Origin of the sequence: Nonomuraea sp. NPDC048881, assembly GCF_040649795.1 — a bacterium.
Lineage (GTDB): Bacteria > Actinomycetota > Actinomycetes > Streptosporangiales > Streptosporangiaceae > Nonomuraea.
Genome location: NZ_JBEZGC010000003.1, coordinates 478,870 through 505,650 on the forward strand (window position 1 = coordinate 478,870; position 26,781 = coordinate 505,650).

The 26,781-nt window shown below is 73.0% G+C and carries 24 protein-coding genes; 7 read left to right on the forward strand and 17 right to left on the reverse strand.

Going from position 1 to position 26,781, the window contains the following annotated elements; all coding sequences use genetic code 11:
• Positions 1–55 precede the first annotated feature (55 nt).
• Positions 56–628, reverse strand: a complete 573-nt coding sequence (locus AB0C33_RS13135; RefSeq protein WP_358286767.1) for a TetR/AcrR family transcriptional regulator — start codon at positions 626–628, stop codon at positions 56–58.
• A gap of 162 nt (positions 629–790) precedes the next feature.
• On the opposite strand from AB0C33_RS13135, the gene AB0C33_RS13140 reads away from it, so the two are divergent.
• Positions 791–1,732, forward strand: a complete 942-nt coding sequence (locus AB0C33_RS13140; protein WP_358286768.1) for a chlorophyllase — start codon at positions 791–793, stop codon at positions 1,730–1,732.
• Here the strand turns inward: AB0C33_RS13140 and AB0C33_RS13145 are convergent.
• Genes AB0C33_RS13145 through AB0C33_RS13165 form a run of 5 tightly spaced genes read right to left on the reverse strand, consistent with a single transcriptional unit; the run spans position 1,711 to position 4,777 of the window.
• The gene (locus AB0C33_RS13145) at positions 1,711–2,118 is read right to left on the reverse strand and encodes a GNAT family N-acetyltransferase (protein WP_358286769.1); all 408 of its coding nucleotides are present in this window, start codon (positions 2,116–2,118) and stop codon (positions 1,711–1,713) included. The genes AB0C33_RS13140 and AB0C33_RS13145 overlap by 22 nt on opposite strands.
• Positions 2,081–2,428: a hypothetical protein gene (locus tag AB0C33_RS13150; protein ID WP_358286770.1), complete on the reverse strand. Its 348-nt coding sequence runs from the start codon at positions 2,426–2,428 to the stop codon at positions 2,081–2,083. Before AB0C33_RS13150 ends, AB0C33_RS13145 begins: the two co-directional genes overlap by 38 nt.
• A 12-nt stretch (positions 2,429–2,440) precedes the next feature.
• The gene (locus AB0C33_RS13155) at positions 2,441–3,085 is read right to left on the reverse strand and encodes a response regulator transcription factor (RefSeq protein ID WP_358286771.1); all 645 of its coding nucleotides are present in this window, start codon (positions 3,083–3,085) and stop codon (positions 2,441–2,443) included.
• Complete coding sequence (locus AB0C33_RS13160) at positions 3,076–4,176, reverse strand: histidine kinase (RefSeq protein ID WP_358286772.1); 1,101 nt, start codon at positions 4,174–4,176, stop codon at positions 3,076–3,078. Before AB0C33_RS13160 ends, AB0C33_RS13155 begins: the two co-directional genes overlap by 10 nt.
• Positions 4,160–4,777, reverse strand: a complete 618-nt coding sequence (locus AB0C33_RS13165; protein ID WP_358286773.1) for a DedA family protein — start codon at positions 4,775–4,777, stop codon at positions 4,160–4,162. The genes AB0C33_RS13160 and AB0C33_RS13165 overlap by 17 nt, the downstream gene beginning before the upstream one ends.
• Before the next feature lie 101 nt (positions 4,778–4,878).
• Here AB0C33_RS13165 and AB0C33_RS13170 point away from each other — a divergent pair, with 101 nt between their 5' ends.
• Positions 4,879–7,602, forward strand: a complete 2,724-nt coding sequence (locus AB0C33_RS13170) for a DEAD/DEAH box helicase (protein ID WP_358286774.1) — start codon at positions 4,879–4,881, stop codon at positions 7,600–7,602.
• Entirely contained in the window at positions 7,599–8,747 is a 1,149-nt protein-coding gene (locus AB0C33_RS13175; protein ID WP_358286775.1) for an SWIM zinc finger family protein, read from the forward strand. The genes AB0C33_RS13170 and AB0C33_RS13175 overlap by 4 nt, the downstream gene beginning before the upstream one ends.
• A 22-nt stretch (positions 8,748–8,769) precedes the next feature.
• On the opposite strand, the gene AB0C33_RS13180 is transcribed toward AB0C33_RS13175, so the two are convergent.
• Positions 8,770–10,242, reverse strand: coding sequence for a pyridoxal-dependent decarboxylase (locus AB0C33_RS13180; protein WP_358286776.1), 1,473 nt, complete (start codon positions 10,240–10,242; stop codon positions 8,770–8,772).
• 106 nt (positions 10,243–10,348) lie between these two features.
• Here AB0C33_RS13180 and AB0C33_RS13185 point away from each other — a divergent pair, with 106 nt between their 5' ends.
• Positions 10,349–10,855, forward strand: a complete 507-nt coding sequence (locus AB0C33_RS13185) for a ricin-type beta-trefoil lectin domain protein (RefSeq protein WP_358286777.1) — start codon at positions 10,349–10,351, stop codon at positions 10,853–10,855.
• Positions 10,856–10,876: 21 nt separating this feature from the next.
• Here the strand turns inward: AB0C33_RS13185 and AB0C33_RS13190 are convergent, their stop codons facing one another.
• Positions 10,877–11,446 carry a WHG domain-containing protein gene (locus AB0C33_RS13190; protein WP_358286778.1) on the reverse strand — a complete coding sequence of 190 codons (570 nt, stop codon included), beginning with the start codon at positions 11,444–11,446 and terminating at the stop codon, positions 10,877–10,879.
• 69 nt (positions 11,447–11,515) lie between these two features.
• On the opposite strand from AB0C33_RS13190, the gene AB0C33_RS13195 reads away from it, so the two are divergent.
• Entirely contained in the window at positions 11,516–12,013 is a 498-nt protein-coding gene (locus AB0C33_RS13195; RefSeq protein ID WP_358286779.1) for an FBP domain-containing protein, read from the forward strand.
• Positions 12,014–12,021: 8 nt separating this feature from the next.
• Here the strand turns inward: AB0C33_RS13195 and AB0C33_RS13200 are convergent, their stop codons facing one another.
• Positions 12,022–12,969 (reverse strand): GNAT family protein, encoded by a 948-nt coding sequence (locus AB0C33_RS13200; protein WP_358286780.1) that lies wholly within the window; start codon positions 12,967–12,969, stop codon positions 12,022–12,024.
• A gap of 44 nt (positions 12,970–13,013) precedes the next feature.
• Here AB0C33_RS13200 and AB0C33_RS13205 point away from each other — a divergent pair, with 44 nt between their 5' ends.
• The gene (locus tag AB0C33_RS13205) at positions 13,014–13,610 is read left to right on the forward strand and encodes a TetR/AcrR family transcriptional regulator (protein WP_358286781.1); all 597 of its coding nucleotides are present in this window, start codon (positions 13,014–13,016) and stop codon (positions 13,608–13,610) included.
• Positions 13,611–13,654: 44 nt separating this feature from the next.
• Here AB0C33_RS13205 and AB0C33_RS13210 read toward each other — a convergent pair whose 3' ends face one another.
• Both AB0C33_RS13210 and AB0C33_RS13215 read right to left on the reverse strand, forming a co-directional pair.
• Complete coding sequence (locus AB0C33_RS13210) at positions 13,655–14,368, reverse strand: hypothetical protein (protein WP_358286783.1); 714 nt, start codon at positions 14,366–14,368, stop codon at positions 13,655–13,657.
• Positions 14,369–14,452: 84 nt separating this feature from the next.
• Entirely contained in the window at positions 14,453–17,194 is a 2,742-nt protein-coding gene (locus tag AB0C33_RS13215) for a hypothetical protein (protein ID WP_358286784.1), read from the reverse strand.
• Positions 17,195–17,346: 152 nt separating this feature from the next.
• Between AB0C33_RS13215 and AB0C33_RS13220 the strand changes: the two genes are divergently transcribed.
• Positions 17,347–20,217 carry a hypothetical protein gene (locus tag AB0C33_RS13220; protein WP_358286785.1) on the forward strand — a complete coding sequence of 957 codons (2,871 nt, stop codon included), beginning with the start codon at positions 17,347–17,349 and terminating at the stop codon, positions 20,215–20,217.
• A gap of 65 nt (positions 20,218–20,282) precedes the next feature.
• Here the strand turns inward: AB0C33_RS13220 and AB0C33_RS13225 are convergent, their stop codons facing one another.
• The 6 genes from AB0C33_RS13225 to AB0C33_RS13250 form a co-directional block, all read right to left on the reverse strand.
• The gene (locus tag AB0C33_RS13225; RefSeq protein WP_358286786.1) at positions 20,283–20,921 is read right to left on the reverse strand and encodes an SDR family oxidoreductase; all 639 of its coding nucleotides are present in this window, start codon (positions 20,919–20,921) and stop codon (positions 20,283–20,285) included.
• A gap of 65 nt (positions 20,922–20,986) precedes the next feature.
• Positions 20,987–21,385: a VOC family protein gene (locus AB0C33_RS13230; protein WP_358004655.1), complete on the reverse strand. Its 399-nt coding sequence runs from the start codon at positions 21,383–21,385 to the stop codon at positions 20,987–20,989.
• Positions 21,382–21,999: an SRPBCC family protein gene (locus AB0C33_RS13235; RefSeq protein WP_358286788.1), complete on the reverse strand. Its 618-nt coding sequence runs from the start codon at positions 21,997–21,999 to the stop codon at positions 21,382–21,384. Before AB0C33_RS13235 ends, AB0C33_RS13230 begins: the two co-directional genes overlap by 4 nt.
• Positions 21,986–22,324: a metalloregulator ArsR/SmtB family transcription factor gene (locus AB0C33_RS13240; RefSeq protein ID WP_352356418.1), complete on the reverse strand. Its 339-nt coding sequence runs from the start codon at positions 22,322–22,324 to the stop codon at positions 21,986–21,988. The genes AB0C33_RS13235 and AB0C33_RS13240 overlap by 14 nt, the downstream gene beginning before the upstream one ends.
• Before the next feature lie 32 nt (positions 22,325–22,356).
• Positions 22,357–24,396, reverse strand: a complete 2,040-nt coding sequence (locus AB0C33_RS13245; protein ID WP_358286790.1) for a prolyl oligopeptidase family serine peptidase — start codon at positions 24,394–24,396, stop codon at positions 22,357–22,359.
• A gap of 86 nt (positions 24,397–24,482) precedes the next feature.
• The gene (locus tag AB0C33_RS13250) at positions 24,483–26,741 is read right to left on the reverse strand and encodes an exo-alpha-sialidase (RefSeq protein ID WP_358286792.1); all 2,259 of its coding nucleotides are present in this window, start codon (positions 26,739–26,741) and stop codon (positions 24,483–24,485) included.
• Positions 26,742–26,781 lie beyond the last annotated feature (40 nt).

Below are 26,781 nucleotides of genomic sequence, written 5' to 3' on the forward strand. Positions count from 1 at the left end.
TCTCCATGCGTCTCGGGATATGCCTGAAGTCTCGCCGGACCGGCTTACGGATCTCTTAAGGTCTTCCTTTCCGGCTGAGCCCGGCGACCAGGAGCCCGACCAGGCGGCGGGCGTCGTAGCGGGGATCGGCCTCGGCCCCGATGCACAGGTTGCCCACGCCGCGCATGAGCTCGAAGGCGTCCAGATCGCCGCGGATCTCGCCGGCGGCCGCCGCGGCCTCCAGCAGCTGGGCGCACACCGGCACCAGGCGGTCCAGGAAGTAGGCGTGCAGCGCCTGGAAGCCGGTGTTGTCCGGTTGCAGCACCGCGGCCAGCCCGTGCTTGGTGACCAGGAAGTCGACGAACAGCCCGATCCACTCCCGCAACGCCGCGTACGGGCTCGGACCGGCGCCCAGCAGGGCCGGACCGGCCTGCGCGCAGGACTCCACCTGGTGGCGGTAGACGGCGATGACGAGGTCGGCCCGCGTGGGGAAATGACGGTAGATCGTGGCGGTGCCGACGCCGGCCTCGGCCGCGATGTCGCGGATCGGCGCCTCCACGCCCGAGGCGACGAACACCGCGGCGGCCGCGCGCAGCAGGTTCTCCTCGTTGCGTCGCGCATCGGCCCGTTTCGGACGCGACTCCTCCACGCCGTTCCTCCCAGGGTCGGATTGCTAAACGGGACACGGTCCCGTATCGTCAAAAACGGGACACGGTCCCGCTTGCACCATCATGCCAGAGCGAAGGCCCGACGGCCAAGCCCTGCCCTCTCCCACGCCCACCTGCGGCAACTCCACCCGGAAGGCACCACCATGCCCGCATCGCCCACCGCCCCCGTCGTGTCGGTCCGGCCGGTCGTCCTGCCCGCCCCCGGACGGGGCCAGGACCTCCAGGTCCGCGTCTCGGCCCCCGCCACCGGCGACCACCTGCCCGTCGTCGTCCTGTCCCACGGCCACGGCTGGTCCATGGACGGCTACGCCCCCCTCGCCGACTTCTGGGCCGCCCACGGCTTCGCCGTCCTGCAACCCACCCATCTCGACTCGCGCACGCTCGCCCTCCCCGCCGACGACCCCCGCACCCCCCACATCTGGCGCATCAGGGTCGAAGACCTCAAGCGCGTCATCGACGGCCTCGACGTCCTGGAGAAAGCCCTGCCCGGCCTGGCCGGACGCCTGGACCGCGGCCGCATCGCCGTCGCCGGCCACTCCTGGGGAGCCCACAGCGCCAGCATGCTCCTCGGCGCCCGCATCCTGGACGCCGCCGGCCACCCAGGGCAGGACCTGTCCGACCCGCGCGTCACGGCCGGCGTGCTGCTCGCCCTGCCCGGCACCGGCGGCCGGGACCTGTCACCGTTCGCCGCCGAGCACTTCCCCTTCATGAACCCCGCCTTCGAGTTCATGAAGGCCCCGGCCCTGCTGGTCGCCGGCGACAAGGACGACTCACCCCTGTCGACGCGAGGACCGGACTGGTTCACCGACGGCTACCGCCACAGCCCCGGCGACAAGAGCCTGCTGACGCTGTTCGGCGCCGAGCACACCCTCGGCGGCGTCGCCGGACACCACGTCGCCGAGACCACCGACGAGAGCCCCGAACGCCTGGCCCTGCTGCAGTGGCTCACCACCGCCTACCTGCGCACCGCCCTGAACCCCGGCGACCCCGCCTGGCCCGCCGCCCGCGCCGCCCTGGAAGCGGCCCCCCACCCCCTGGGCCGGATCGACGGCAAGCAGGCCGATCAGCCGGCCGGACGGCGGTAGCCGTAGGTCTCGTGCCGGCGGACGAAACCCAGCGAACGGTACAGCTCGCGGGCGGCCACGTTGTCGGCGTCGTGGTTCACCGTCACCGCCGTCATGCCCGCCGCCCGCATGCGGCGCATCGCGTGCAGCATCGCCGCCCGCGCCAGACCCCGGCGCTGGAACGCCGGATGGGTGCCGACCGGCTCGAAGTGACCGGTCGCGTTGCGGCCGTCGAGCCAGCCGACCGCGAAGGCCGCGATCCGGCCGTCCGGCGCCTGGACCACGATCTCGTCGGCCGGGTCGTAGCCGGGCCGCTCCATCACCGCAGAACGGTGGAGCGGCCCGGTCCAGTCGTCGCCGAACGCCGCGTTACGCGCCTCGGCCAGGCCCGGCGCGTCCTGCGGCACGGCGCGCGGTGGCGCCGGCCGCCCACTCCAGCATGTCCAGTTCCGCCGGCCCGCCGCGCAGCCGGGGCGCGGCGAAGACGTCGAAGGCGCAGCCGAACCGCAGCAGGATCGCGATCCCGGCCAGGCCGCCGGCGTCCTCCCACAGCCGGACCAGCTCGGCGGCCGGACGGCGGTCGCGCAGGTTGTCATAGACCCGGTGCGGCAGCTCACCGGCGTGGTCGTAGCCGCACCGCCCGGCCTCGGCGATCCACCCCGACAGGACCTGCCGCAGCCGCGGCAGGTCCTCATGACGAAAGACGCGCGGACGCACGAAGGTCCCCCTTCAGGACTTCAGGAAGTGCAGGACGGCCAGCACCCGGCGGCTGTACCCGCTGGCGTGCGACAGGCCCAGCTTGTCGAACAGCGAGTTGACGTGCTTCTCCACCGCGCTCTGCGACACGTGCAGCTGCCCGGCGATCGAGGCGTTGGTCATGCCCTGGGCCATGCGCTCCAGCACCTCCCGCTCGCGCGCCGTCAGCCGGGCCAGCGGATCGACCTGCGTGGTACGGGCCAGCAACTGCCGCACCACCTCCGGGTCGAAGGCCGCCCCGCCCGCCGCCACCCGCTCCAGCGCGTCCAGGAAGTCGCCGACCTGCGCCACGCGGTCCTTCAGCAGATAGCCCACGCCCTCGACGTCGGCGCTCATCAGCTCGGTGGCGTACCGCTTCTCCACGTACTGCGACAACACCAGCACCTTGACCTGCGGCCAGCGCCGCCGGATCTCCAGCGCCGCCCGCAGCCCCTCGTCGGTGTGGGTCGGCGGCATGCGCACGTCCACCACCACGACGTCGGGGGCGTGCTCGGCCACCGCCGCCACCAGGGCCTCGCCGTCGCTCACGGCGGCCGGCACCTCGTGGCCCTCCTCGCCCAGCAGGCGTACCAGACCCTCGCGCAGCAGCGTGGAGTCCTCGGCCAGGATCACCCGCACGGCAGCCCCGCCGCCACCGTCGTCGGGCCGCCGGGCGGGCTGACCACCTCGAAGGCGCCGTCCAGCGCCGCCACCCGCCGGGCCAGCCCCGACAGGCCGCCTCCCGAGGGGCGCGCGCCGCCCGTGCCGTCGTCGCTCACCCGTACGAGCACCCTGTCGTCCTCCTGTCTGACCTCGACCGTCACCATCGTGGCGGCCGCGTGTTTGGCGGCGTTGGTCACCGCCTCGCTCACCACGAAGTACGCCGCCGTCTCCACCGCCATCGGCGGCCGGTTCGGCAGGTCGCACACCACCTTGACCGGCACGCCCGCGCGTTCGGCCACCCCGGCCAGCGCCTCACCCAGCCCGAGGGAGTCCAGCCCGCTCGGGTAGACCCGCCAGGCCACCTCGCGCAGCTCGGCCAGCGCCTGCTGGGCCTGCTCGTGCGCCTGCTCCAGCAGCTCGGGACGCCCCCGCCGGGACCGCCCGATGAGCATCGACAGCGCCACCAGGCGCTGCTGCAGCCCGTCGTGCAGGTCACGCTCGATCCGGCGGCGCTCGGAGTCGACCGCGGCCACGATCCCGGCCCGGCTCTCGGCCAGCTCGGCGATCCGGCGCTCCAGCGCCTCGGTCCGGTCGGGCCCCAGCAGCCGCCCGGCCAGCCGCCGCTCCAGCGCGTGCACCCCCACCAGCCCCGACACGGCGATGAACAGCAACACGCAGCCGCCCACCAGGAAGTACAACACCAGCGGCGGCGTCGGCGTCATCCCGTCGTACGGCTCGCCGCGGGCCCAGGCCCCCAGCAGCAGGATCGCGGTGCGCGCGCCGAGGACCAGCAGCGCCACCACCAGCCCGCCCAGCACCCCGGCCGGGATCCTGGCGGCCAGGTAGCGCGCCGGCCGGGTGTCCCAGCCGGACAACGCGTCCAGCGCGGCGGTGTCCAGGCGCAGGCGGCGCGCCTCGAACCCGGCCAGTCCCGCCGCCAGCGCCCGCATCCGCGGCCGGCCCAGGAAGGGCAGCGTGAGCAGCAGGAACAGCGCGCCGGCGAGGGCGGTCAGCCCGCCCAGGACCACCGCGCCCAGCACCCTCAGCCCCTCAGCGGCGGTTCGCATGCCTTCCCTTACGCCGTTCCGTCAGCCGTACCGCGACGAAGACCGCGATCGCCAGCGCCACCAGGCCGATCACCACGTAGGTGCCGATCCCCACGTACGCCTCGACCAGCGACCAGTTCTCGCCGAGAAAGTATCCCGCAAGCACGAAGATGGTGTTCCAGATGGCGCTGCCGGCCGTCGTGAGCAGGGTGAACGTCACCAGCGGCATGCGCTCCACCCCCGCCGGCACGGAGATCAGGCTGCGGAAGATGGGGATCATCCGGCCGAAGAACACGGTCTTGCGGCCGTGCCGCAGGAACCACGCCTCGGTCTTCTCGATGTCGGTCACCTTGACCAGCGGCAGCTTGGCGGCGATGGCCAGCGTGCGCTCGCGGCCGAGCAGCGCGCCCACCCCGTACAGGGCCAGCGCCCCGACCACCGAGCCGAGGGTCGTGCACACCAGCACGTCGAGCAGGTCCAGTTCGCCCTGGCTGGCGGTGAAGCCGGACAGGGGCAGGATCACCTCGCTGGGCAGCGGCGGGAACAGGTTCTCCAGCATGATCGCCAGCCCGGCCCCGAAGGCGCCGAGGTTCTCCATCAACGCAATCAACCAATCCGTCATGTCCCCCAGGCTACGAATGATCCGTTATGGCGGTAATGAGGCGGACGGCCGATGTGCTCTGTGGTAAACCACACCCCGATGTACCGTACACTGTACGGCCTATGAGTGCTCTTCCGGATCTGGCGCGACACCCAGCGATCTTCCGTCCCGGCGATCCCCCCAGGTCCGGCCACCTGGTCTTCCTCGACGACCAGGGCGACGGCACGGCCACGGTGATCGAACAGGACGACGACGGACAACCTCGCGCGCGCGAGCGCGCCGTCACCGAGATCCCGGTCGCCGACGCCGTCGCCGTGCTGGCCAGGGCCCGCGCCGACGCCGCCGCCCACCCGGCCACCCGCTTCTGGGGCGCCGTCGCGCTGGTCGCCCTCCAGCTCGTCACCCGTGGCCGCATCCTGCCCGCCGTCTCGCCCGACGGCCACGACTCCTGGCGCGCCGGCCCCCTCGACGCCGCCGACGCCCGCCGCGTGCGCGAGCTGGCCGCGGCCATGCCCGCCGCCGCCCGCGCCCTCCCCGTGGGCGACCTGCTGCTGCCCGACGCCGAGCCTCTGGTGCGCGCCTTCCTCGACGCCGTGGCCGACGCCATGCCGCGCTCGCCCGGAGCCGTACGCGCCACCGGCACCACCGCCTTCGCCGCCGTCAAGCCCGTCAAGGTGCCCCACCTGCGGCCCTGGGCCGAGGAGGTCTCGGCCGGGCTCGACTCCGGCGTGCGGCTCTCGCTCCGGCTGGAGGCCGACGACCTGGCCCAGGCCGAGTTCCGGGCCGTCGTCCAGGTGCACGGCCTGGCCGACCCCTCGCTCGTCGTGGACGCCGCCGACCTGTGGCAGGGCCGCGACCCCGGGTTCGGCCTCCGCGCCAGGATCGAGGTCACCCTCTCCCTGCGCCGCGCCGCCCGCTCCTGGCCCCGCCTGGAACGGCTGCTGGAGCACGCCGTGCCCGACGAGCTCGCCCTCACCGACGGCGACGTGGCGGACCTGCTGACCGGCGCGGCCGACCGGCTGGCCGCCGCCGGCGTCGAGGTCCACTGGCCGCGCTCCCTGGTCCGCGGCCTGAGCGCCCAGGCCGTCGTCGGCGACCGCGACAGCGCGCCCTCCGACCTGCCCTCCTTCCTCGGCGGCCACCACCTGACCAGCTTCAACTGGCGGCTCGCGCTCGGCGGCGCCCCGCTGACCGCCGCCGAGATGGACCTGCTGGCCGAGTCCCACCGGCCCGTCGTACGGCTGCGCGACCAATGGGTGCTCATCGACCCCGCGCTGGCCCGCAAGGCCCGCCAGCGCGACCTCAAGCCCCTGACCGGCCTGCAGGCGCTCGGCGCGGCCCTGACCGGCACGGTCGAGATCGACGGCGGGGACGAACCCGAACAGATCACCGTCGAACCCACCGCCTGGCTCGCCGACCTGCGCGACCGGCTCACCGACCCCGAACCCGTGCCGGCGCCGCCCGGCCTGGCCGCGACCCTGCGCGACTACCAGCTCCAAGGGCTGCGCTGGCTGGCCAGGATGACCTCGCTCGGCCTCGGCGGCTGCCTGGCCGACGACATGGGCCTGGGCAAGACCATCACCCTGATCGCGCTCCACCTGCACCGCGCCGGCACCGGCCCCACCCTCGTGGTCTGCCCCGCCTCGCTGCTGGGCAACTGGGAACGCGAGATCACCAAGTTCGCGCCCGGCGTCCCGGTCCGCCGCTACCACGGCAACGCCCGCACCCTGGCCGACGACGGATTCGTGCTCACCACGTACGGCACCATGCGCCTGGACGCCGCCACCCTGGGCGCCCACCCCTGGGGGCTGCTGGTCGCCGACGAGGCCCAGCACGTCAAGAACCCCGCCTCCGGCACCGCCAGGGCGCTGCGCGAGATCCCCGCCGGCGCCCGCGTCGCCCTCACCGGCACCCCCGTGGAGAACAACCTGTCCGAACTGTGGGCCATCCTCGACTGGACCACCCCCGGACTGCTCGGCCCCCTGGCCCGCTTCAGGGCCCGCTGGGCCAAACCGGTCGAGTCCGGCGACGCCGACACCGCCGCCCGGCTGGCCCGGCTCGTCGGGCCGTTCCTGCTGCGCCGCCGCAAGAGCGACCCCGGCATCGCCCCCGAACTGCCGCCCAAGACCGAGACCGACCGGCCCGTCCCCCTCACCACCGAACAGGCCGCCCTGTACGAGGCCGTCGTCCGCGAGAGCATGACCCAGATCGAGAACGCCAAGGGCATGGCCCGGCGCGGCCTGATCGTCAAACTGCTGACCGGGCTCAAACAGGTCTGCAACCACCCCGCCCACTACCTGCACGAATCGTCCCCCCGCCTGACCGGCCGCTCGGGCAAGCTGGAACTGCTCGACGAGCTCGTCGACACGATCGTCGCCGAGGACGGCGCCGTGCTGGTGTTCACCCAGTACGTCGCCATGGCCAGGCTCCTGGAACGCCACCTGTCCGGCCGCGGCGTCGCCACCCAGCTGCTGCACGGCGGCACCCCGGTCGCCCGTCGCGAGGAGATGGTCGCCCGCTTCCAGGACGGCCACGTCCCCGTCTTCCTGCTCTCCCTCAAGGCCGCCGGCACCGGCCTGAACCTCACCCGCGCCGACCACGTCATCCACTACGACCGCTGGTGGAACCCAGCCGTGGAGGACCAGGCCACCGACCGCGCCTACCGCATCGGCCAGACCAGGCCCGTCCAGGTGCACCGGCTCATCGCCGAAGGCACGATCGAGGACCGCATCGCCGCCATGCTCGGCGCCAAGCGCTCGCTCGCCGACGCCGTCCTGGCCTCCGGCGAGGCCGCCTTCACCGAGCTGACCGACGCCGAACTCGCCGCACTCGTGGAGCTCAGATGACCGCCGTACGCGGATTCGCCGCCTTCCCCCCGCAACGCGCCGGCGCCCGCTTCGCCACCACCTGGTGGGGCCAGGCGTGGATCAAGGCCCTGGAGGACACCTCGCTCGACCAGACCCTGCTGCGCAAGGGCCGCGCCTATGCCAAGACCGGCCAGGTCGGCCCGATCACCGTCAGCCCCGGCCGGCTGGCCGCCGTCACCGAGCACGAGTACGACACCGTCGTCCGCGTCGAACAGCTCACCGACGCTGCCTGGGAACGCTTCCTCGACCAGGTCGCCGCCAAGGCCGGGCACATCGCCGCCCTGCTCGACCGCGACGTCCCGCACGACCTGGTCGAGGCCGCCGAGGACGCCGCCGTGCCGCTGCTGCCCACCGTCGGCGACCTGGAGCCCGAATGCTCCTGCCCCGACTGGGGACACCCCTGCAAGCACGCCGCCGCCCTGTGCTACCAGGCGTCCTGGCTGCTGGACGGCGACCCGTTCGTCCTGCTGCTGCTGCGCGGACGCGGCGAACAGGAGCTGATCGAGGCCCTGCAGAACCGCGACCTGCCCCTCCCGGCCCCCGCCCGCGCGACCGGCGGCGGAACCACCGAGCAGGACGCCGGCGGCGGGGTGCCCGCCGCGCAGGCGTTCGCGCTCGGCGAGCCGCCGCTGCCCGAACCGCCCCCGCCGGAGACCGCCTTCACCCCCCTCGCCCTGGACCCCGCACCCGGCGTGGACGTGGCCGCCCTGGCCGTGCTGGCCGCCTCCGCCGCCGCCCGCGCCCGCCAGATCCTGCTGCACGGCCACCTGGAACCGCTGACCGAGTACCAGGACCGCGTCCGCCTGGCCGCCGAGCACGACCTCGACCTCGGCCTGGACGCCGCCGTCCGGGCCTGGCGGTACGGCGGCGCCCCCGGGCTCGACGTGCTCGAAACCCCCTGGGCCCCGCCCCGCCAGGAGCTGGCCAGGGCCCAGGCGCTGCTGGAGTCCGGCTGGGACGGCGACCCGCCGCCCCAGCTGGAGACCTGGCGCAACCGCTGGACCCTCGGCCCCCGCCAGGTCCGCTACGGCCGCGACGGCCGCTGGTACCCCTTCACCGAGCACGACGGCCACTGGTGGCCCGCCGGCCCGCCGGAACGCGACCCGTCCACCCTGCTCACCTGACCCCGGCAGGCGGGAGGCGAGGTCAGAGGCCGGACTCCTCGGCCTCGCCCGCCGCGGCGACCACGGCCAGCAGCCGGTCCAGGTCGCCCGGCCTGGCGTGCGGGTTGAGCAGCGTGAGCTTGAGCCGGACCCGGCCCGGGCCCGTCCCCGGCAGCTCGGTCCGGCCCACCACCGCCCGGCCCTCCCGCAGCAGCCTGCGCCGCAGCCCCGCGTTCACCTCGTCCGAGCGCGCCGGATCGGCCGGCACGTACCGGAACAGGAACGCGGTCAATACCGGGTCGGCGTGCAGCTCCAGCCGCCGATGGGCGCGCACCGCCGCCGCGCCGTGCCGGGCCAGGTCGTGGCAGGCGTCCACCAGGCAGCCCAGCCCCGACCGGCCCAGCGTGCGCAGCGTCACCAGGATCTTGAACGCGTCGGCCCGGCGCGTGGTGCGCAGCGACAGCCCCAGCAGGCTCGGGTAACCGGCTTCCTCGTCGTCGGCCGGGTTGAGGTAGACCGCCCGCCGGGCCAGCGAGGCGTACGTCTCGGCCCGGCGCACCAGGAACACCCCGGCCGCGGCCGGCTGCCAGCCGAGCTTGTGCCAGTCCAGCGACACCGAGTCGGCCAGCGCGAGACCGTCCAGGAGCGGAGCCAGCCGGTCCGACAGCAGCGCGCCACCGCCGTAGGCGGCATCGACGTGCAGCCAGGCGCCGTGCTCGGCGGCCAGCGACGCGCACGCACGCAACGGATCGATCGCCCCGGTGTCCGTGGTGCCCGCCGTGGCCACCACCGCCACCGGCAGCTCACCGCGCCCGGCGCTGGCCCGCAGCGCCCCGGCCAGCGCTCCGGCCTCCATCCGCAGCTCCCGGTCGACCGGGACCGCGACGACCGCGTCCTCACCCAGCCCGAGCAGCGCCGCGGCCCGCCGGGTGGAGAAGTGCGCGGCCTCGGAGGCGAAGATCCGCAGCCGCGGACCCCCGCCCGGCAGGCCCGACAGCTCGGCCCGGACGCCCGCCGACCGGCCCACCGCCAGATCCCTGGCCAGCATCAGGCCCATCAGGTTGGACTCGGTGCCGCCCGAGGTCAGCACGCCGGCCGCGGCCGCCCCGAACCCCACCATCCGGGCCAGCTCGGCCAGCAGCGCCGTCTCCAGCGCGGTCGCGGCCGGCGCCTGGTCCCAGGAGTCCAGCGACGGGTTGAGCGCCGAGACCGCCAGATCGGCCGCCACCGCCACCGCCAGCGGCGGACAGTGCAGGTGCGCCGCGCAGAACGGATCGGCCGGATCAGCGCTCCCATAGGCCAGCAGCTCGGTCAGCGCCCCCAGCCGCTCGCCCTCCGGCGCGAACACTCGCGCCACCTCGGCGGCCAGCTCCTGGGGCGTGCGGGCGGGCAGCGGGCCGCCGCGCCGCCGCGCGCCCTCGGCCAGGGCGGCCAGCACCTCACGCAGCAGCGGCTCCAGCGCGGCCGCCCCGCCCACGCCACCGGACAGGGCCCAGCCCTTCGTCGCATCGCTCATCCGGCCACTGTGCGGCACCGGCGCCGCCGCGGCCAGCGGACACCGCGATGGAACGCCATGGAACGCCCTTGAGGACAGGCACCCCGTCGACCACAAGGAGACCCGCATGCGACACCCGCTCCGGATCGTGTCCGCCCTGGGCGTGGCGCTGGCCCTCGGCCTCGTCCCCGCCGCCGCACAAGCCGCCACCCCGGTCCACGTCAAGGAGGCCGAGCAGGGCAAATGCCTCGACATCCGGACCGAGGACGACATCTTCGTCCCCGGCGCCCGGCTGCAGCGCTTCACCTGCCACGACGTCAACGAGCAGCGGTGGGAGATCGTCCCGCTGGCGAGCGACTCGTTCCTGCTGCGCAACCCGCTGACCCGGCTCTGCGTGGCGGCCGACTCGGCCGGTTTCGGCGCGCAGGTGGTGGAACGGGCCTGCGGCGACGCCGACCCCGCCGTCCGCTGGTTCACGCTGGGCGGGGTGCCGTTCGTCAAGGGGTCGGGGTTCAACCAGATCCGCTCGTCCCTGGCGCCGGGCAGCTGCCTGGACACCCTGGACACCTTCGTCAAGATCTTCCCCTGCTCGCCGGGGCTGACCAACAAGGCCCAGCTGTGGGCCGCGGTCTGACCACGCGGTCTGACCACGGGCTCAGGCCGGCGGCCAGTTCCTGAGCACCGCGTCCAGGGCGTCGAGGGCCCTGGACCAGGAGGCGTCCACCTCGCGGGGATGGCGGCGGAACCCGCCGGCCATCTCCAGGGTCACGTAACCGTGCAGCGTGCTGCTCAGCATGCGCAGCGCGTCGGTCTGGTCGGGCTCGGCCAGGTCGTAGCCGCGCAGGACGGCCCGCGTCAGCTCCGCGTGCTGGCGGCCCGCGCTGACGTCCAGCGACTCGGAGTCCAGCTCCAGCTGGGTGGCGGCGTATCGGCCCGGATGCTCCTTGGCGTAGGTGCGGTAGGCCGCGGCGAAGGGCACCAGCGCCTCCTTGCCCGACCGGCCGGCCAGCGCGGCGGCGGCCCGGTCGGCCATCTCGCCCAGAGCCAGCCCGGCCACCCTGACCCGCAGCTCCTGGATGTCCTTGACGTGTGCGTACAGGGCCGCGGGCTTGACGCCGAAGCCGCGGGCGAGCGCGGAGACGGTCACGTTCTGGAAGCCGACCTCGTCGGCCAGGTCCGCGGCCGCCCTGGTCAGGCGGTCGACGGTCACTCCCGCGCGGGCCACGGCAACACCCTTTCTTACAGCCTTTAAGTATTTGCATACTACCGTTAAGAAAAGCTAGCCTCCACACTCATGAGACCCCTGACCGAACACGACATCCGCACGTCGTTCATCAACTGCTCCAAAGGCGAGGCCAAACGCGCCGGCCTGCCCCGGGATCTGGCCGACCTGCCCTGGGACGACCTCGACTTCCTCGGCTGGCGGGATCCCGGCGCCCCCGAGCGCGCCTACCTGGTGGCCGAGGCCGACGGCTCCCTGGTCGGCGTCGCCCTGCGGGTCACCTCCGGCGCCTCGCGCTCCTTCACCGCGCGCAGCATGTGCTCCTTCTGCCTGACCACGCACACCAGCGGCGGCGTCGCCCTGATGACCGCCCGCCGCACCGGCGAGCCCGGCCGCCAGGGCAACACCGTCGGGCAGTACCTGTGCGCCGACCTGGCCTGTTCCCTCTACCTGCGCGGCAAGAGGGAGGCCGCGGGCGCCGGCGTCGTGGAGGAGTCGCTGACGCCGGCCGAGAAGGCCGCCCGCGCGCACGCCAACGTGCGCGCCTTCCTGGACAAGGTGACCGCCTGACCCGCCCGCTACTCGTCGTCCCAGGCCATCGAGCTCATCCGCCACCCGGCGGGCGTCCGGACGAACTGGGTGGTCTTGCGGCCCGCGCCCGCGAACCGCACGCCGTCCCGGACGCCGGACTTGCGGTAGTCGCTGAACCGCTGGGCGACCGACCCGAAGATCTCGGTGCGCTCGGCCACCTCCCACTCGCGGAACTCCGTCAGCGTCCCGTCGGTGAGCATGCGCTGCCGGGGCTCGACGAAACCGTCCAGATCGTGCACCACGGGCTCGGGCCCGGTGTTGTTGACGATCACCGCCTGCGGGACGAACAGCTCCCGGACGGCGCCGACGTCCGGGCGGCGCCCGCCGGTGTTGGTGAAGGCGTCCAGGAAGGCCGCCATCAGCCGGTCGAGCTCGGCCTTGACGCCGGAGGCGGGCGCCTCGCCGGCCAGCAGCGACCAGACCTCGCTGTCGTGCCGTTCGCCCCGGTGCGGGAAACGCCTGCGCAGCACGCCGTCGCGGGTCATGCCGAGCCGGCGCGCGACCTCGATGCTGCGCGTGTTGCCCGGCGAGACCCACCACTCCACGCGCGCCATGCCGCGCTCGGCGAACGCCCAGTCGATCAGCAGCCGGCAGGCCCGGGTCACCAGCCCCCGGCCCTCGCCGGCCGGCTCCAGCCAGCAGCCGATCTCGCACACCCCCGAGACCGCCTCGAACCGGGTGAACATCACGCCGCCGACCAGCGTGCCGGCCAGCCAGATCCCGTAGATGCGGGCGCCGTCGGCGGCCTGGTCGTCGGCGTAGCGCTGCAGGACGGCCGTCGCCGAGGCCAGGTCGGTGCTGCGCTCGGCCCACGGGATCCACGGGTCCACCGACGGGCGGGCCCGGTCGATGTGATCGAGGAACTCCTGGGCCCGCCAGGGCTCCAGCGGGCGGAGCTCGGCCTCGTCGCCGAGCGGAAGTGCGAACACGGACACCGTCCCAAAGTACGTAACGAGCGTTCGGTATGTAAGGTAGCAGCATGCCGCCCGCAGCAGGAGACCGTGAAGCCCGCCGTGAGGACGTCTCGCAGGCGGTCTGGCAGGTGCTGGCCGACAAGGGGTTCGGCGGGCTGACGCTGCGCGCCGTCGCCGCCGCCATGGGCGTGTCGACCGGCCTGCTCATGCACTACTTCCCCACCAAGCGGGCCCTGGTCGGGCACGCGCTCGACCAGCTGGAGCGGCGCACGGCCGCCCGTCCCCGCCGCGAGCCCCCGGCCCCCGGCCTGGCGGCGCTCAGGGCCGCGCTGCTCGACATCCTGCCGCTGGGCCCGGCCGACGTCGCCCGCAACCGCATCTGGGTCAGCTCATGGGACCTGGCCCTGGCCGACGACGACCTCGGCGCCGGCCAGGCCGCCCGCTACACCCGGCTGCGCTCGGCGCTGCGTGCCCACCTGGAGACCGCCCGCGACCTCGGCGAACTGCCCCAGGAGGCCGACCCCGAACGGCTGGCGGCCGGTGCGGTGGCGTTCACCCATGGGCTCGTCGTCCAGGCGCTGTTCGACCCGGGCCGCTTCCCCGAGGACGTCCAGGTCGCGTTGCTCGACGACTTCCTCTCCTCGATCGCGGCCCGCCCTTAGGTCATGGCCTTGAGCTTTTGGGCACGAAGCCCGTGGGGTTCAGGTCAGCCGGCGGTCGGAGGGACCTGCGACCCGGCGGGCGTCATGCCCGCGATCAGCGTCTGCGGGTCACGGATGCCGGCGAGGTGGCCGAAGCCCTCCGCGTACGCGGAGATGGCGGACTGGAGCAGGCGCAGATGGGCGCGGCACTCCTGGTCGCCGGGCCAGGCCGACTCCGGTTCGCCGGGATGCGCCCGTTCCCAGGCGGTCAGCAGCGGGTGCCACTTGGACAGGAACGGGCGCAGTTCCTTGTTGAGCATCGAGATCGCGAAGTACTCCACGGTCTGCCCGCCTGGCACGGGGGCCGAGGGGCGGCTGGTCTTGAGGGCGTCGCGGGTGGTGGCGAACAGGCCGTACAGAGAGTTCATGGCCTCCCTGACCAGGCCCTCCTCGTCGTCGAGCGACTGAACGGAGACCCGGGTGACGGTCTCGACGAACAGGTGCCAGGCCACCTGGCGGCTCTCGTTGTTCACCAGGAAGGTGAGCTCGCTGAGCTGCGGCACGGTGACCTTCACCTCGGTCAGCCTGGCCGTCCTGGCATAGAACTGGACCATGATCACGGCGGCCATGCCGGCGACCGCACCGGTGACGACGAAGATCCACCGGCCGCCCGCCTCGGTCATCTCGAAGATCGCCAGGCCCACGACGGCGCCGACGAGCGCCGACGCGAGCAGCCGCACCCACCGCACCTGCATGATCGCGACGACACGTGCCTTCATCCGGGGGGTCCCATTCCTCGGCCGACTGCGACGATCAGACTTTACGTGTGATCCCCCTCCGGCTGTAGAGGGTCGGCCGTGGTTTCAGCAGACCTTCTCGAAGGGGGTGCCGGACGGCAGGTAGCGGCCCCACTCCTGCTCGGTGAGCGAGCGACCGGCCGCCGCGCAGAGCGAGGGGAACGGATCCGCCGGGACGTCCACCTTCCATTGCAGGATCGTGCCCTTGTCGTAGGAGCCGGCCAGGGTCCGGCCGTCCGGGCTGAAGGCCAGCGACGAGACAGCGCTTTCGCCGCTCTTGAACGGGTTCCCGATCGGCTTCGTCGTGGCCGCGTCCCAGAGCTGGACGCCCGCGGCGGCGTCGGTGGCCAGCGTTCTGCCGTCCGGGCTGAACTCGACGGTGGAGACGGTGCCCGTGCGGTCCTTGAAGGCGCCCTTGGGGCGGCGGCCTGCCGTGTCCCAGATCCTGACCGTTCCCTGCTCTCCCACGGTGGCCAGGAGCTTGCTGTCCGGGCTCAACGCCAGCCAGGTGACGCTGGAGTCCCCGATCGGGGCGCCGATCGGCCGCCGGGTGGCGGCGTCCCAGAGCCTGGCCGTGCCGCCTCCCACGGTGGCCATGATCCTGCCGTCCCGGCTGAAGACGATCCGGTGGAGGACGTCGCTGTGGGCCTTGATCGGAGCGGTGACCGGACGGCGGGCGGCGGGGTCCCATAACTGGAGGATTCCCTTGCCGGAGGCGACGGCCAGGGTCCTGCCGTCCGGACTGAATGTCAGCACGGAGATGGTGCCGGCCGCGGCCTTGACGGGGGTGCCGATTTGCTGCCGGGTGGCCAGGTCCCACAGGTGGAGACCGCCGTCGTCGTCACCGACGGCCAGCGTCCTGTCGTCCGGGCTGATCGCCACCGGCCATGTGTACGGGTACCTGCCGCGGATCGGCGGACCGAGTCGCCTGCCGGTCACCCGGTCCCAGACGCGGATGGTTCCGTCAGCTCCGCTGCTGACCAGGATGTCGCCGTTCTTGCTGTACGCCAGCTGCGAGACCTCGTCCTCGTGGCCGATGAGCGGGTCGGTGACCGGCCGCCGGGCGGCGGCGCGCCAGAGCCGGGTGGTCCCGTCCCCGCTGACGGTGGCCAGGGTTGCGCCGTCCGGGCTGAGCGCCACGCCGTAGACGAAGCCGCTGTGGCCGGTGAACGCGTCGCCGGCCGGGCGCCGGGTCGCCAGGTTCCACAGCCGGGCGGTCCTGTCCCAGCTGCCGGAGGCCAGGGTCCGGCCGTCCTTGCTGAACGCGAGTCCGGTGACGGCGCCGGTGTGACCTGTGAGAGGTCGTCCGACGGGTTCCCCGGTGGCGGGGTTCCACAGCCGGATTTCTCCGTCGTAGCCGCCGGTGGCCAGCGTCCGGCCGTCCGGGCTGAACGTGACGGCTCGGATGTCGTCGGTGTGGCCCTTGAGGGGCTTTCCGACGGGGCGTCCCGTGGCGGCATTCCACAGGCGGGCGATCCCGTCACGGCCGGCGGTGGCCAGGATTGCGCCGTCCGGGCTGAACGCCACCCCGCTGACCTCGCCGGTGTGGCCTTTGAGAGGTCGTCCGACGGGTTTCCCGGTGGCGGGGTCCCACAGCCGGGCGGTGTGATCCTGGCCCGCGCTGGCCAGGGTCCGGCCGTCCGGACTGAAGGCCAGGGCCCACACGACGGACCGATGACCCGTGAGCGGGACCGCTGTCCTGGTGGAGAGGTCCCACAGCCTGATCGTCCCGTCGAAGCCGGCGACGGCGAGGGTCCGGCCGTCCGGGCTGAAGGCCAGGGCGAGGCCGCCGTCCTTGATCGGATCCCCAGCGGGCCGGCCGGTCTCCGGATCCCACAGGCGGGTGGTGCCGTCCGTGCCGCCGGTGGCCAGGGTCCGGCCGTCCGGGCTGAAGGCCACCGCGCCGCCGTGGTAGGAGCCGCTGTCCAGGATGGCGCGCACCGGGGAGGCCAGGGCGGCCACCATGCCGTAGCGGGCCTCGGGGGTCTGGGCGAAGTGCCAGGCGGTGGCCGCCAGCAGGCCGGAGACGACCGGATCACTCTCGCCGATCTGGATGCCGCGATCACTGGCCAGGTACGACAGGGCCTGGTCGCGCTCGGCGTCGGCTCTGACGCGTTGGGCCTCGGCGACGTCGGCCGCGTGGACGGCCACGGCGGCCGCGACGACCGCCGCCGTGGTGAGGACGGACAGCCCGGTCCACGAGAGCCGCCGGAAGCGCCGGGCCAGCCGGTGCTGCCGGACGTCGTCGCCGACGAGCTCGTCCTTGGCCCGGCCGTGCAGGGTGGCGGCGAGCGTCGCGACGGCGTCGAGGAAGGCCGGGTTGCTGAGCGAGAGGTCGCTCTGGCTGCGGATCGAGCGCAGGTCCGCCCACAGGGGGACCTCGGTGAACGACGTGAGCAGCGACTCGGGCAGCGCCGTGGTCAGGGTCTGGTCGAAGTGCCCGGCCGCGTGGTCCCAGACGAGGTCGCCGCCGGTGAGCATGAGGAAGACGGGCCGTCCCGGATCGAGCGAGCGCCAGTGCTCGATCTCCCGCCGCACCCACACCGAACGCGCCGACTCGGGGGAGGCCAGCAGGACGAAACAGCGCGAGGCATCGAGCGCGGCCTCGATCGTCGTCCACAGTCCCGGGGACGCCGACAGGCTGCGCGTGTCGCAGAAGACCCGCAACGCCCGCAGTTTGTACCAGGGACGGGCGAACTGGTGCAGCCCATCACGCAGAGCGGGGCCGAGCAGCCCGTCGGCGGCCCGGCTGTAGGAGATGAAGGAGTCGTACGGAATCGGCGTCGAAGTCCCGCGGATGCCAGGCACGTTCACGATGATAGAGACGCGCGGCTTGAGTACCCGGTTACTCACGCGCCTTGTTTCGCGCCTTCGCATACTGAGCGGGATACACAGTCTGGAGGGGACGCGGAATGAGGAGCATTCGTGCGTTAGCCGCATCGTTACTGGTGCTGGCCTGGTTGGCGTATCTCGGTCCGAGCCCGGCCCAGGCGGCGACCGTGGAGGTCACCGTCAGCCTGTACCGGGTGGTCGAGCTGTCGTGCGACGAGGGCGCGGGCGAGTCCTGCGGCAACGACTACTACCCCAAATTCAAGATCGGGAACGAGGACCTGTACGACGGCGAGGACGATTACTGCTGTGCCCACGGCCCCGACTTCCGGACCAACTGGGTCCACAAGGCCACGGTCGACACCAGCCGGAATCCCGTCGACATCCACCTGGAACTGTGGGACCAGGACGACCTGAGCCAGAACAACGTCATTCACTGGGCCAAGAACGGCGATTACCTGGATCTCAAGTTCGACCTGAACACGTGCGTCTTCACCGGCGGCGGCCTGACCGCCGAGCAGGGCGCCGGCGCCCTGACCCTGTCGGGGGAGAGCGAGACCACCGGCCCTGACTCGGCCCGCGGCTTCTTCACCATCACCACACCCGCCTGCATCACGCTGGCCAGGACCACGGGCGGCGCCGCCGACAGCGACGGCGACGGCATCATGAACGCCTGGGAGACGCCGGGCGTGGGCTACGACGTCAACAACGACAACCACGTCGACCTGGCCCTGGGCGACCCGCCGTACAACGCGCTGCCCTACCGCAAGGACCTGTTCGTCGAGGCGGACTACATGAAGGACAACGAGCCCGACTGGTTCGGGCTCGGCGACGTCGTGGACGCCTTCGCCGCAGCACCGGTCGACCCCTATCACCCCGACCCGGCCCATCCGGCGGCGACCAAATACCTGGGCGTCAACCTCCACGTGCTGAAGGACGAGGAACTGCCGAAGACGTCCAACATCCGGTTCGAGAGGTCCGATCCGGTGCTCGTGGACTTCAACGAGCTGAAGAACGGCGAACCGGCCGGCCCCTGCACAGGACACTTCGGCACCCGCGCCGACCGTAACGACGGGAACTGCGCGAACATCCTGAAGGCCAAACGCGACGTGTACCGCTACATGATCTTCGCCGAGAGCTACCTCGAAGATCCCGACTCCTCGGGCAACTCCGAGTGGTACGCCGTCGGCCCCCAGGGCGGCAACGACTTCGTCGTGACGCTCGGCACGTGGAGCGCCCAGGCGATCAACGACGTCGGCGGACTGAGGGTCGCCCAGGCCTCGACCTTCATGCACGAGCTCGGGCACACGCTCAGCCTGGGCCACGGCGGCGACGAGGACGTCAACTGCAAACCCAACTACCTGAGCGTGATGAACTACGCGCTCCAGTTCCCCGACATCAACTTCACCCGGCCCATGGACTTCAGCAGCACGGCCGCCGGCACCGCGCTCGGCACCACCGAGCCCACCCGGCTCGTGGAGCAGCACCTCAACGAGAACCTCGGCGTGCGCGGAACGCCGCACCCCGACCGCTACACCGTGTACGGGATCAAGGGCAAACCCCACGTCGAGCCCGCCAACAGCGGCCCGATCGACTGGAACGGGGAAAAGGGCAACACAGAGGGCGACATCCCCGCCGACATCAACTACATCGAGTCCATCGGCGTCCCGGGCAAGGGATGCCACATCACCGATGACACCCAGACGCTGCACGGCTACGACGACTGGGCCCACCTGCAGTACAACCCCAGGCTCAACGCCGACGGCTTCAACGACGGGGTGCCGCGGAGCACGCCCGACGAGATGACGGAGGAGATGGTCCTGGCCCTGTCGCAGCAGGCCGACCTGAAGGTCACCAAGTCCGCCGACCAGGCCGAAGCCGACGGCGGGGACACCGTGACCTACACCGTGGACGTCACCGACCTCGGACCGGGCAAGGCCACCGCCGTCTCGCTCACCGACACGATGCCCGACGGCACCACCCGGCAACGCCCGGTGCCCGACCTGAACAAGGACGACGTGCACACCGTCACGCCGAAGTTCACCTACCAGGTGCCGTGCGACACGACCGACGGCACGGTGCTCACCAACACCGTCACGGTGACCGGCAAGGACACGAACGGCGTGCCCGACCCGTACACCAGCGACAACACCGCGCGCGCCACGACCACGGTGCGCGCCCCGGTGCTGACGGTGAACGAGACGGCGACCGCCACGGTCAACGCCGGTGAGGCGATCACGTACACCATCGCCTACGCGAACACCGGCGGTGGCGGCGCCTCCGACGCCGTCGTCACCGGCACGCTGCCCGCCGGCGTCTACTACAGCAAGGCGCTCGACCTGGGCGCCGGGCCGAAGCCGGACTCGGTGACGCTCAACGCCGACGGCACCAGGACGCTGGTCTGGAACGTGGGCGCCCTGCCCGCCAGGTCCGGCGAACGGAACATCGTCTTCACCGCGCGGCCGACACTGCTGGCGACGGCGGGCACGGCGTACGCGAGCGAGGTGTCCGTGACCTACAAGAACACCGGCGGGGCGTGCACCTTCGACCCGGTCTCGGACTCGGCCACGACCACGGTCACGGCCGTTCCGCCCACCAGGGATCCGCTGTCCAAGGGCTACTGGACGAACCATTCAGGACAGTGGACGGCCGAGTCCCTGGCCCGCATCCAGGCCACCGACCAGCGCTACGACAGCGACCAGAGCGGCGCCCTGTCGGCGGCCGAGATCGACTCCGCCTTCCACGACGCCAACGGGCCCAAGACCGTGCTCCGCGAGCACGCCCTGGGCACGTACTTCAACCTGGCGACCAGGCGCGTCAACGCCGGGACGGCGATCGACTCGGCGACGACCAGGCGGCTGGGCCTGGGCACCGTGCGCGCCGCGATGATCTACGCCCAGGAGACGATGGCGCTGCCGATCGACTCCGGCACCTCGGCTCGCTACAGCGACATCATCGGGGTGCTCGACGACGTCAACGCCAACAAGATCGAGGTGTACTGACCCGACCCTGACGGCCACCACGCGCGTCGCGTGGTGGCCGTCAGGACCTCACATGGCCTTGGCCCTCAGGTGGCCACCGAGACGACGTGCCCCGCCGAGGCCGGGTCGGCGGCCAGCTTCAGCATGCAGTCGGCCAGGTCGGCGCGGGTGGTGGAGCGGCCGCCGCGCAGGTTGAGGTCCAGGGCGGTGCGGTAGCGGCCGGTGGGCCCGCCGTCGAGCAGGCGGGAGGGGCGCACGATCGTCCAGTCCAGGCCCGAGGCGCGCAGCAGGCGCTCGGACTCGGCCAGGTCGGTGTAGGAGTTCCTCAGCAGCGGCTGCAAGACGAGGGGCTTGAGCACGTACCGCGTGAACGGGCCGTCGCCGGCGTCGGCGACCAGGCCCGCGGCGCTCACCAGCAGCACCCGCCGGGCCGAGACCCGCGCCATCGCCTGGAGGATCGAGCGCATGGCGGTCGTGTGCACGGTCGTCGGGCCGCGCCCGCGCGGGCCGAGCGCGATCAGGACGGCGTCCCCGCCCTTGATCGCCGGGGCGACGGCCTGAGGATCGGCCAGGTCGGCGGTCACGGTCTCGACCCGGTCGCGCAGCCCGGCCGGCAACCGGGCGGCGTCGCGGACGACGGCGGTGACCTCGTGCCCCAGGTCGAGCGCCTGCCGGACGAGCTCCAGCCCCGTGCGGCCGGTCGCGCCGAAGATGACGAGCCTCATGTCGGGCCCCTTCACGAGAGGGTGGGTAAACACTTACTCACCCTACTCGTCGTCCGGGGCGGCCCTCAGGCCAGGTTGAGCTGCCAGGAGACGCCGAACCGGTCGTTGACCCAGCCGAACCTGGTGCTGAAGCCGTACGAGCCGATCGGCATCAGCGGCTGGCCGCCCTCCGCCAGCGCCGCGTAGAGCCGGTCGATCTCCTCCTCGGTGTCGCACGCGACCCAGATCGACATCGAGGGGGTGAAGCCGAACGCGTGCCGCTCACTGCTGTCGATGCACATGTACTCCTGGCCGGCCAGGGTGAACGTGGCGTGCATGACGGTTCCCTCGGGCCCCGGCCCCTCCGGGCCGTAGTGGGAGACGGCCACCACCTTGGAGTCCTCGAACAGCGAGACGTAGAAGTTCATCGCCTCCTCGGCGTCGCGGTTCTGGAACATCAGGAACGTGGTGGTCTTCTGGCTCATGACTGGTCCTCCGTCGGTAGGTAGAAAGCGGTGGTGGCGGCGACCGCGGCGGCGGCGGCCTCGGGCGGCGCCCCGGCCTCCTCGAAGGCCGCGCCCCACGCCCGGCTGCTGGCCGTGATGTAGCGGCGGCCGTCGGCGGTCAGCTCGAAGCCGGCCTTGTCGGGCATCGGCAGCCCGGACAGATGCAGCCGGAGGCCCAGGAGCCCGAGGTCCCAGCCCACGCCGACCGCCCCGGGCCCGAACCGGCCCCACATCTCCGGCGGCACCTCGGCGGTGTGGCGCAGTTCGAACCGGGTGCCCCCGTCCTCGGCCGACAGGCGCACCTCGACCTCGGAGAAACCGGGGTCGGGCCCGAACAACCAGCTCACCCTGAGGTAGGAGGGCGGCTCGCAGGCGAGGATCTGCCCGCCCGCGTTCCCCTCCAGCTGGTACGTGCCCCCCAGCCGCAGGTCGCCGGAGACCGGCATGAACCAGCGGGCTATGCGCTCACCGTCGGTGCAGGCGTCCCAGACGTCCGCCACCTCCGCGTCGTAGTGGCGGGTCAGGGTCACGGACTTGCGCTCGCCGTCCGTGAGCTCGCGCCTGATCCGGGATATCTCGTCAAGGCTGTCCATCGTGCTTCTTTCTTCTGCCCCGCGCCAGCTCGGTGGCCAGCGCGTCGAGGCGCTGCTCCCAGAAGCCGCGGAAACGGTCGAGCCAGAGGTCGACCTCCCGCAGCGGCGCGGGCTCCACGGCGTAGAGCCGTCGCGTGCCCTCGGCCCGCACGCTGGCGAACCCGTTGTCGCGCAGCACCTTCAGGTGCTGGGAGACCGCCGGCTGGGAGACGCCGAACTCTCGCTGGATGACTGCGGTGACCTCGCCGGAGCTCTGCTCGCCGCCGGCCAGCAGCTCCAGGATCCGGCGGCGGACCGGATCCCCGAGGACGTCGAACGCGTGCACGACCTCAGTGTTTCAGGTGCGACTTATATAAGTCAAACCTGGGATAGGTGGTGGCGGATGAAGTCCAGCTCCAGCAGCAGCAGGTTCTCGGCCACGTCCTCCTGGGGGGCCATGTGCGTCACGCCGCTCAGCGGCAGCACCGTGTGCGGACGGCCGGCGGCCAGCAGCGCCGCCGACAGGCGCAGCGTGTGGGCGGCGAAGACGTTGTCGTCGGCCAGGCCGTGCACCAGCATCAGCGGACGGCTCAGGCCGGGCGCGTCGGCCAGCAGCGAGCAGCGGTCGTAGGCCTCGGGATGCTCGTCGGGATGGCCCAGGTAGCGCTCCTGCCAATGGGTGTCGTACAGGCGGGGATCGGTCACCGGGGCGCCCGCGACGGCCACGTGGAAGACGTCGGGATGACGCAGCACCGCCGCCGCCGACAGGTAACCGCCGTAGGACCAGCCGCGGATCGCCACCCGGCCCAGGTCCAGGTCGGGATGGCGGGCGGCGGCGGCCTGCAGCGCGTCGGCCTGGTCCTCCAGCGCGGCGCTCAGCTTGTCGAACCGGACCGCGCGCTCCCAGGCCGGCCCCCGGCCCGGCGTGCCCCGGCCGTCGGTCACCAGCACGGCGAAGCCCTGGTCGGCGAACCACTGCTCGATCGCGAAGCCGTCCAGGCCGCGCAGCACCCGCGCCGCCATCGGCCCGGCGTACGGCGACAACAACACCGGCAACCGCCCCGCCCCCGGCACGTGCCCGGACGGGAACAGGACCGCCGAACGCAGGTCGCGCTTGCCCAGCGACACCAGCTCCACCCGCGGCCGCAGCACCGGGACCGCGCCGTGGGAGGCGATCGTCCGGCCGCCCACGCTCACCCGCACCCCGTGCTCCTCCAGGGAACGGCGCACCACGACCGTCGCCCCGCCCGCGCGCGTGCCGGTGTGCACGCCGGGCTCGGCGGTCACCCTGACCAGGCCCTCGGCCCTGGACCAGGTGCACAGGTGCCGTTCGGTGGGCTCCTCGCAGCAGTGGAGGAGCACGGTGTCGCCGTCGACGGCCAGCACCGCCAGCACCTGCAGGCCGGGCGGGGTCACCACGTCCTGGCCGACCATCAGGCGGCGGGTGTCGTCGCGGTCGACCGTCCAGACCAGCTCGCCCGCGGCCGTGCGCGACGGCACACCGGGCACCAGCTCCAGCCAGGCGTCGTCGGTGTCCTCGCGCACCGGCGTGGTCGCCCCGGTGGCCGGATCGACCTCCAGGACGCGGGTGGTGCGCTGGTCGCGGCTCTGCACCAGCACCAGCAGGCCCTGACCGGTCCATGACACCGCCGCCACGTACTCGAAGGCCGCGCGGTCCCACACCACCCGGGTGCGCCGGCCCTCCAGCGTGACCAGCCACAACGACACGTCGGCGTTGGCCGTGCCGGCCGGCGGGTAGGCCATGGTCCGCGGCGGCCGGCCGGGCTCGGCCGGCTCGGCCAGGCACCACTTCTGCACCGCGGCGTTGTCCACCCGGGCGGCCAGCAGGCGGGTGCCGTCGGGCGCCCACCAGTAGCCGCGGTGACGGCCCATCGACTCGCCCGCCACGTGCTCGGGCAGCCCCCACGTCACGTCGGTGCCGTCGGGGACCAACAGCGGCCGCTCCCCCACGTGCAGCGCGCCGCCGGAGACGAACGCGACGTGCTCGCCGGTGGGGTCCAGCCGCGGGTCGGAGCCGGTCAGGCCGAGCGCGGTCACCTCGCCGGTCAGCAGGTCGACGGTGTGCAGCGCCCCGTCGGCCGCGTAGACGGCCTTGGTGACGGCCGCGTCGGTGGCGTAGGCGACGATGCCGGAGGCGCGCTCACGGGTGCGCTCCCGGCGGGCGCGCTCGGCCTCCGACAGCCGCGAGCCGGGCACGGGCGCTCCCGGCTCGGCCAGCAGGCGCTCCTCCCCCGTGGCCACGGTGAACGACCACAGCCGGTGCACCGGATCCTCGCCCGAGGACGACCGCAGGAAGATCACCCGCGCGCCGTCCGGGGAGATCGTGAAGTTCCGCGGGACGCCGTAGGTGAAGCGAGCCGTGCGGGCGTGCTGGCGGGGAAGCGTCAGGGGAGGCATGGCGCGATCATAGGCACGGCCCGTCGAGGCGGCGCAAGGCAGGCCACGGTGGCGGCGCGGGCACGCTCCCGCGCCGCCGCGCGAGGTCAGCGGTCCTCGAACCGCACGTCGTCGAACAGCGCCTCGTCGCCGGTCGGAGCGGTGCCCGCGCTGCTGAAGGCGTAGCCGTCCATCGAGGTGACGGCGGCCGTGCGGGGCAGCGTGGCGATCTGCCGGTCACCGGCGTACAGGGTGGCGGAGGAGGCGGTGGCCTCCAGGCGGATCCTGGTCCAGCCCTCGCCGACCGTCCCGGCGGGGGCCAGGGGCGTCCACTTCTTGGCGGCGGCGTCGTAGCGGCTGACCGCGCCGGCCCTGCTGATGCTCAGGTGGTAGGCCGACGTCGTCCCGCTGGTCACCGTGAACAGGAAGGAGTTGGTCACGCTGACCGGCTTGTAGCGGAACTCCAGGGTCTTGCGCGCGCTCGCGGTCGTGGTGCGGGCGGCCTTGGCCATGAGGGTGGTGGACTTGTCGGACAGGGTCAGCGCCCGGTCGGCGCCCACCTCGTACGGCGACACCCACGCCGCCGACAGGCTCTGGTAGCCGCGCGGGCGCAGCCAGATCGGGTCGTTGTCGAAGGTGTCGGTCGTGGAGTAGAGCTCGACCTCGTTGAGCATCGCGCAGCTCGGGCCGATCTCGGCGTCGCAGTCCGGTGTGGCCTCGACGACGATCTTGACGTGCCGGCCGGTGGCGTTCACCGGCTGGTGGCGCAGCGCGTAGTCGGTGCGCCCGGTGACCGTGGCCGCCGGGCGGCCCCAGTCGGCGCCGTCCTTGGAGACGTAGACACTGGCCGAGGCCGGGTGTCCCGGGCGCAGGCTGAGGCCGATCCGGTTGAAGGTCTGCTCGCGGTCCAGGTGCAGGACGTACTCGCCGGGGCCCTGGGAGACGGCGCTGGACCAGTACGCGGTGCTGCCGTCGAAGGCGCCGTCGGGGCGCACCCGCGGCCGCCGGGCGTCGGCCCAGGTCATGTTCGTCTCGACGGTCAGCTCGCCGGCGCGCTGCTTGGCGGCCAGGTCGATCCGGCCCGCGCCGGGGGCCAGGACGTCCAGGTGGCGGCGCTTGACGGCGTACCAGCCGCCGTTCTCGAATTTTCCGCTCGCCGGGCAGGCGGTCTCGTTCAGCGTGCCGTCGGCCTTGACGCCGGGCAGCTTGCAGTTGTCGAAGAGCTGGACCAGCCGGTTGGCGCCGACGGCGGCCAGCGCCGTGTAGCCGGACGAGCCGTGCGTGTCGTAGACGCCGTCGCGGTTGTGGTAGGTCACGCGCTGCTGCGTCCAGGAGTCACCGCGGCCGTCGGGGGAGATCGCCAGCCAGTCGTCCGGACGGCCGGCGCTGAGCACCAGCACGCCGTTGGGCATGAGCAGCAGGCGCGGGGCCACGCCGCGCACCGTGCAGCTCTGGCCGGACAGCTGCAGGTCGCGCACCGCCGACCAGGTGCGGCCCTCGTCGGTCGAACGGCTCCAGGCCAGCGTGGAGTAGGTGCCGCCGTCCTTGCGCATGACCGCCAGCAGGCTGCCGTCGGCGGTCTGCTCGACGGCCGTCTCGTTGTACGTCGCCTCGCCGGCCGGGCGGGCGACGACGCCGCGGCGGGCGAAGGTCCGGCCGCCGTCGGCGCTGGCGTACACCTCGGCCTGGTTCTTCCCGCCGGTGGCGGCGTAGCGGGCGTAGACGGTCACCAGGACGGTCCCGTCGGCCAGCTGGATCGGCACGCCGTGCGCCACGCCGCCGCCGACCAGCTCGTCCGGGCTGGTGAAGGTGGCCTTGGCGGTGTCCCAGGTCTGGCCGAGGTCGGTGGAGGTGTGCACGTCCAGCTCGTTGGTGTGGGCGTCGACCTTCGACAGGTAGTAGGCGGTGCCGAACAGGCGGCCGTCGTGCAACTGCACCGGCGCCTCGCGCAGCGGCGTGCTGCGCGCCGGGCCGAAGGTCAGGCCGCCGTCGTCGGAGACGGCCATGCCGCTGGTCTGGGCCATGACCGCGTCCACGTTGGTGGACCAGGTGGCGATCAGTTTCTGGCCGGGCGTGCCGTCGGGCCGGACCACGTCGATCGCGGTGAGGTTGGGGAAGCCGGCGTAGTCGCGGCGCTGGGCCGCCGTCGGCTCCTTGGCCGCCGGGCGCGGGCTGGGGTAGACCCAGTCCACGAAGGCGTCGCTGCCCGATCCGGCCAGGTAACCCTCACGCGGCCCCGACTCCTGGGCGGTGAGGGCGGGCGTGTCGGGAATCGAGCAGTACGCGGCCGCGTGCGCCGTCCCCTGCAGGACGACGGGAAGGGGGGCCAGCAGGCAGGCGGCGAGCAGCGCTCTTGTGGGCAGCACGGGGGAAGGACTCCTTGCGCAACGAACGATCGACGTCCGT

Coding starts and splice junctions, on each gene's coding strand:
- AB0C33_RS13225 (WP_358286786.1), bottom strand. CDS start 20,921: ATGAGGCTCGTCATCTTCGGCGCGACCGGCCGCACGGGGCTGGAGCTC.
- AB0C33_RS13195 (WP_358286779.1), top strand. CDS start 11,516: ATGAGACCCCTGACCGAACACGACATCCGCACGTCGTTCATCAACTGC.
- AB0C33_RS13180 (WP_358286776.1), bottom strand. CDS start 10,242: ATGAGCGATGCGACGAAGGGCTGGGCCCTGTCCGGTGGCGTGGGCGGG.
- AB0C33_RS13140 (WP_358286768.1), top strand. CDS start 791: ATGCCCGCATCGCCCACCGCCCCCGTCGTGTCGGTCCGGCCGGTCGTC.
- AB0C33_RS13245 (WP_358286790.1), bottom strand. CDS start 24,396: ATGCCTCCCCTGACGCTTCCCCGCCAGCACGCCCGCACGGCTCGCTTC.
- AB0C33_RS13185 (WP_358286777.1), top strand. CDS start 10,349: ATGCGACACCCGCTCCGGATCGTGTCCGCCCTGGGCGTGGCGCTGGCC.
- AB0C33_RS13160 (WP_358286772.1), bottom strand. CDS start 4,176: ATGCGAACCGCCGCTGAGGGGCTGAGGGTGCTGGGCGCGGTGGTCCTG.
- AB0C33_RS13230 (WP_358004655.1), bottom strand. CDS start 21,385: ATGAGCCAGAAGACCACCACGTTCCTGATGTTCCAGAACCGCGACGCC.
- AB0C33_RS13165 (WP_358286773.1), bottom strand. CDS start 4,777: ATGACGGATTGGTTGATTGCGTTGATGGAGAACCTCGGCGCCTTCGGG.
- AB0C33_RS13205 (WP_358286781.1), top strand. CDS start 13,014: ATGCCGCCCGCAGCAGGAGACCGTGAAGCCCGCCGTGAGGACGTCTCG.
- AB0C33_RS13170 (WP_358286774.1), top strand. CDS start 4,879: ATGAGTGCTCTTCCGGATCTGGCGCGACACCCAGCGATCTTCCGTCCC.
- AB0C33_RS13235 (WP_358286788.1), bottom strand. CDS start 21,999: ATGGACAGCCTTGACGAGATATCCCGGATCAGGCGCGAGCTCACGGAC.
- AB0C33_RS13210 (WP_358286783.1), bottom strand. CDS start 14,368: ATGAAGGCACGTGTCGTCGCGATCATGCAGGTGCGGTGGGTGCGGCTG.
- AB0C33_RS13175 (WP_358286775.1), top strand. CDS start 7,599: ATGACCGCCGTACGCGGATTCGCCGCCTTCCCCCCGCAACGCGCCGGC.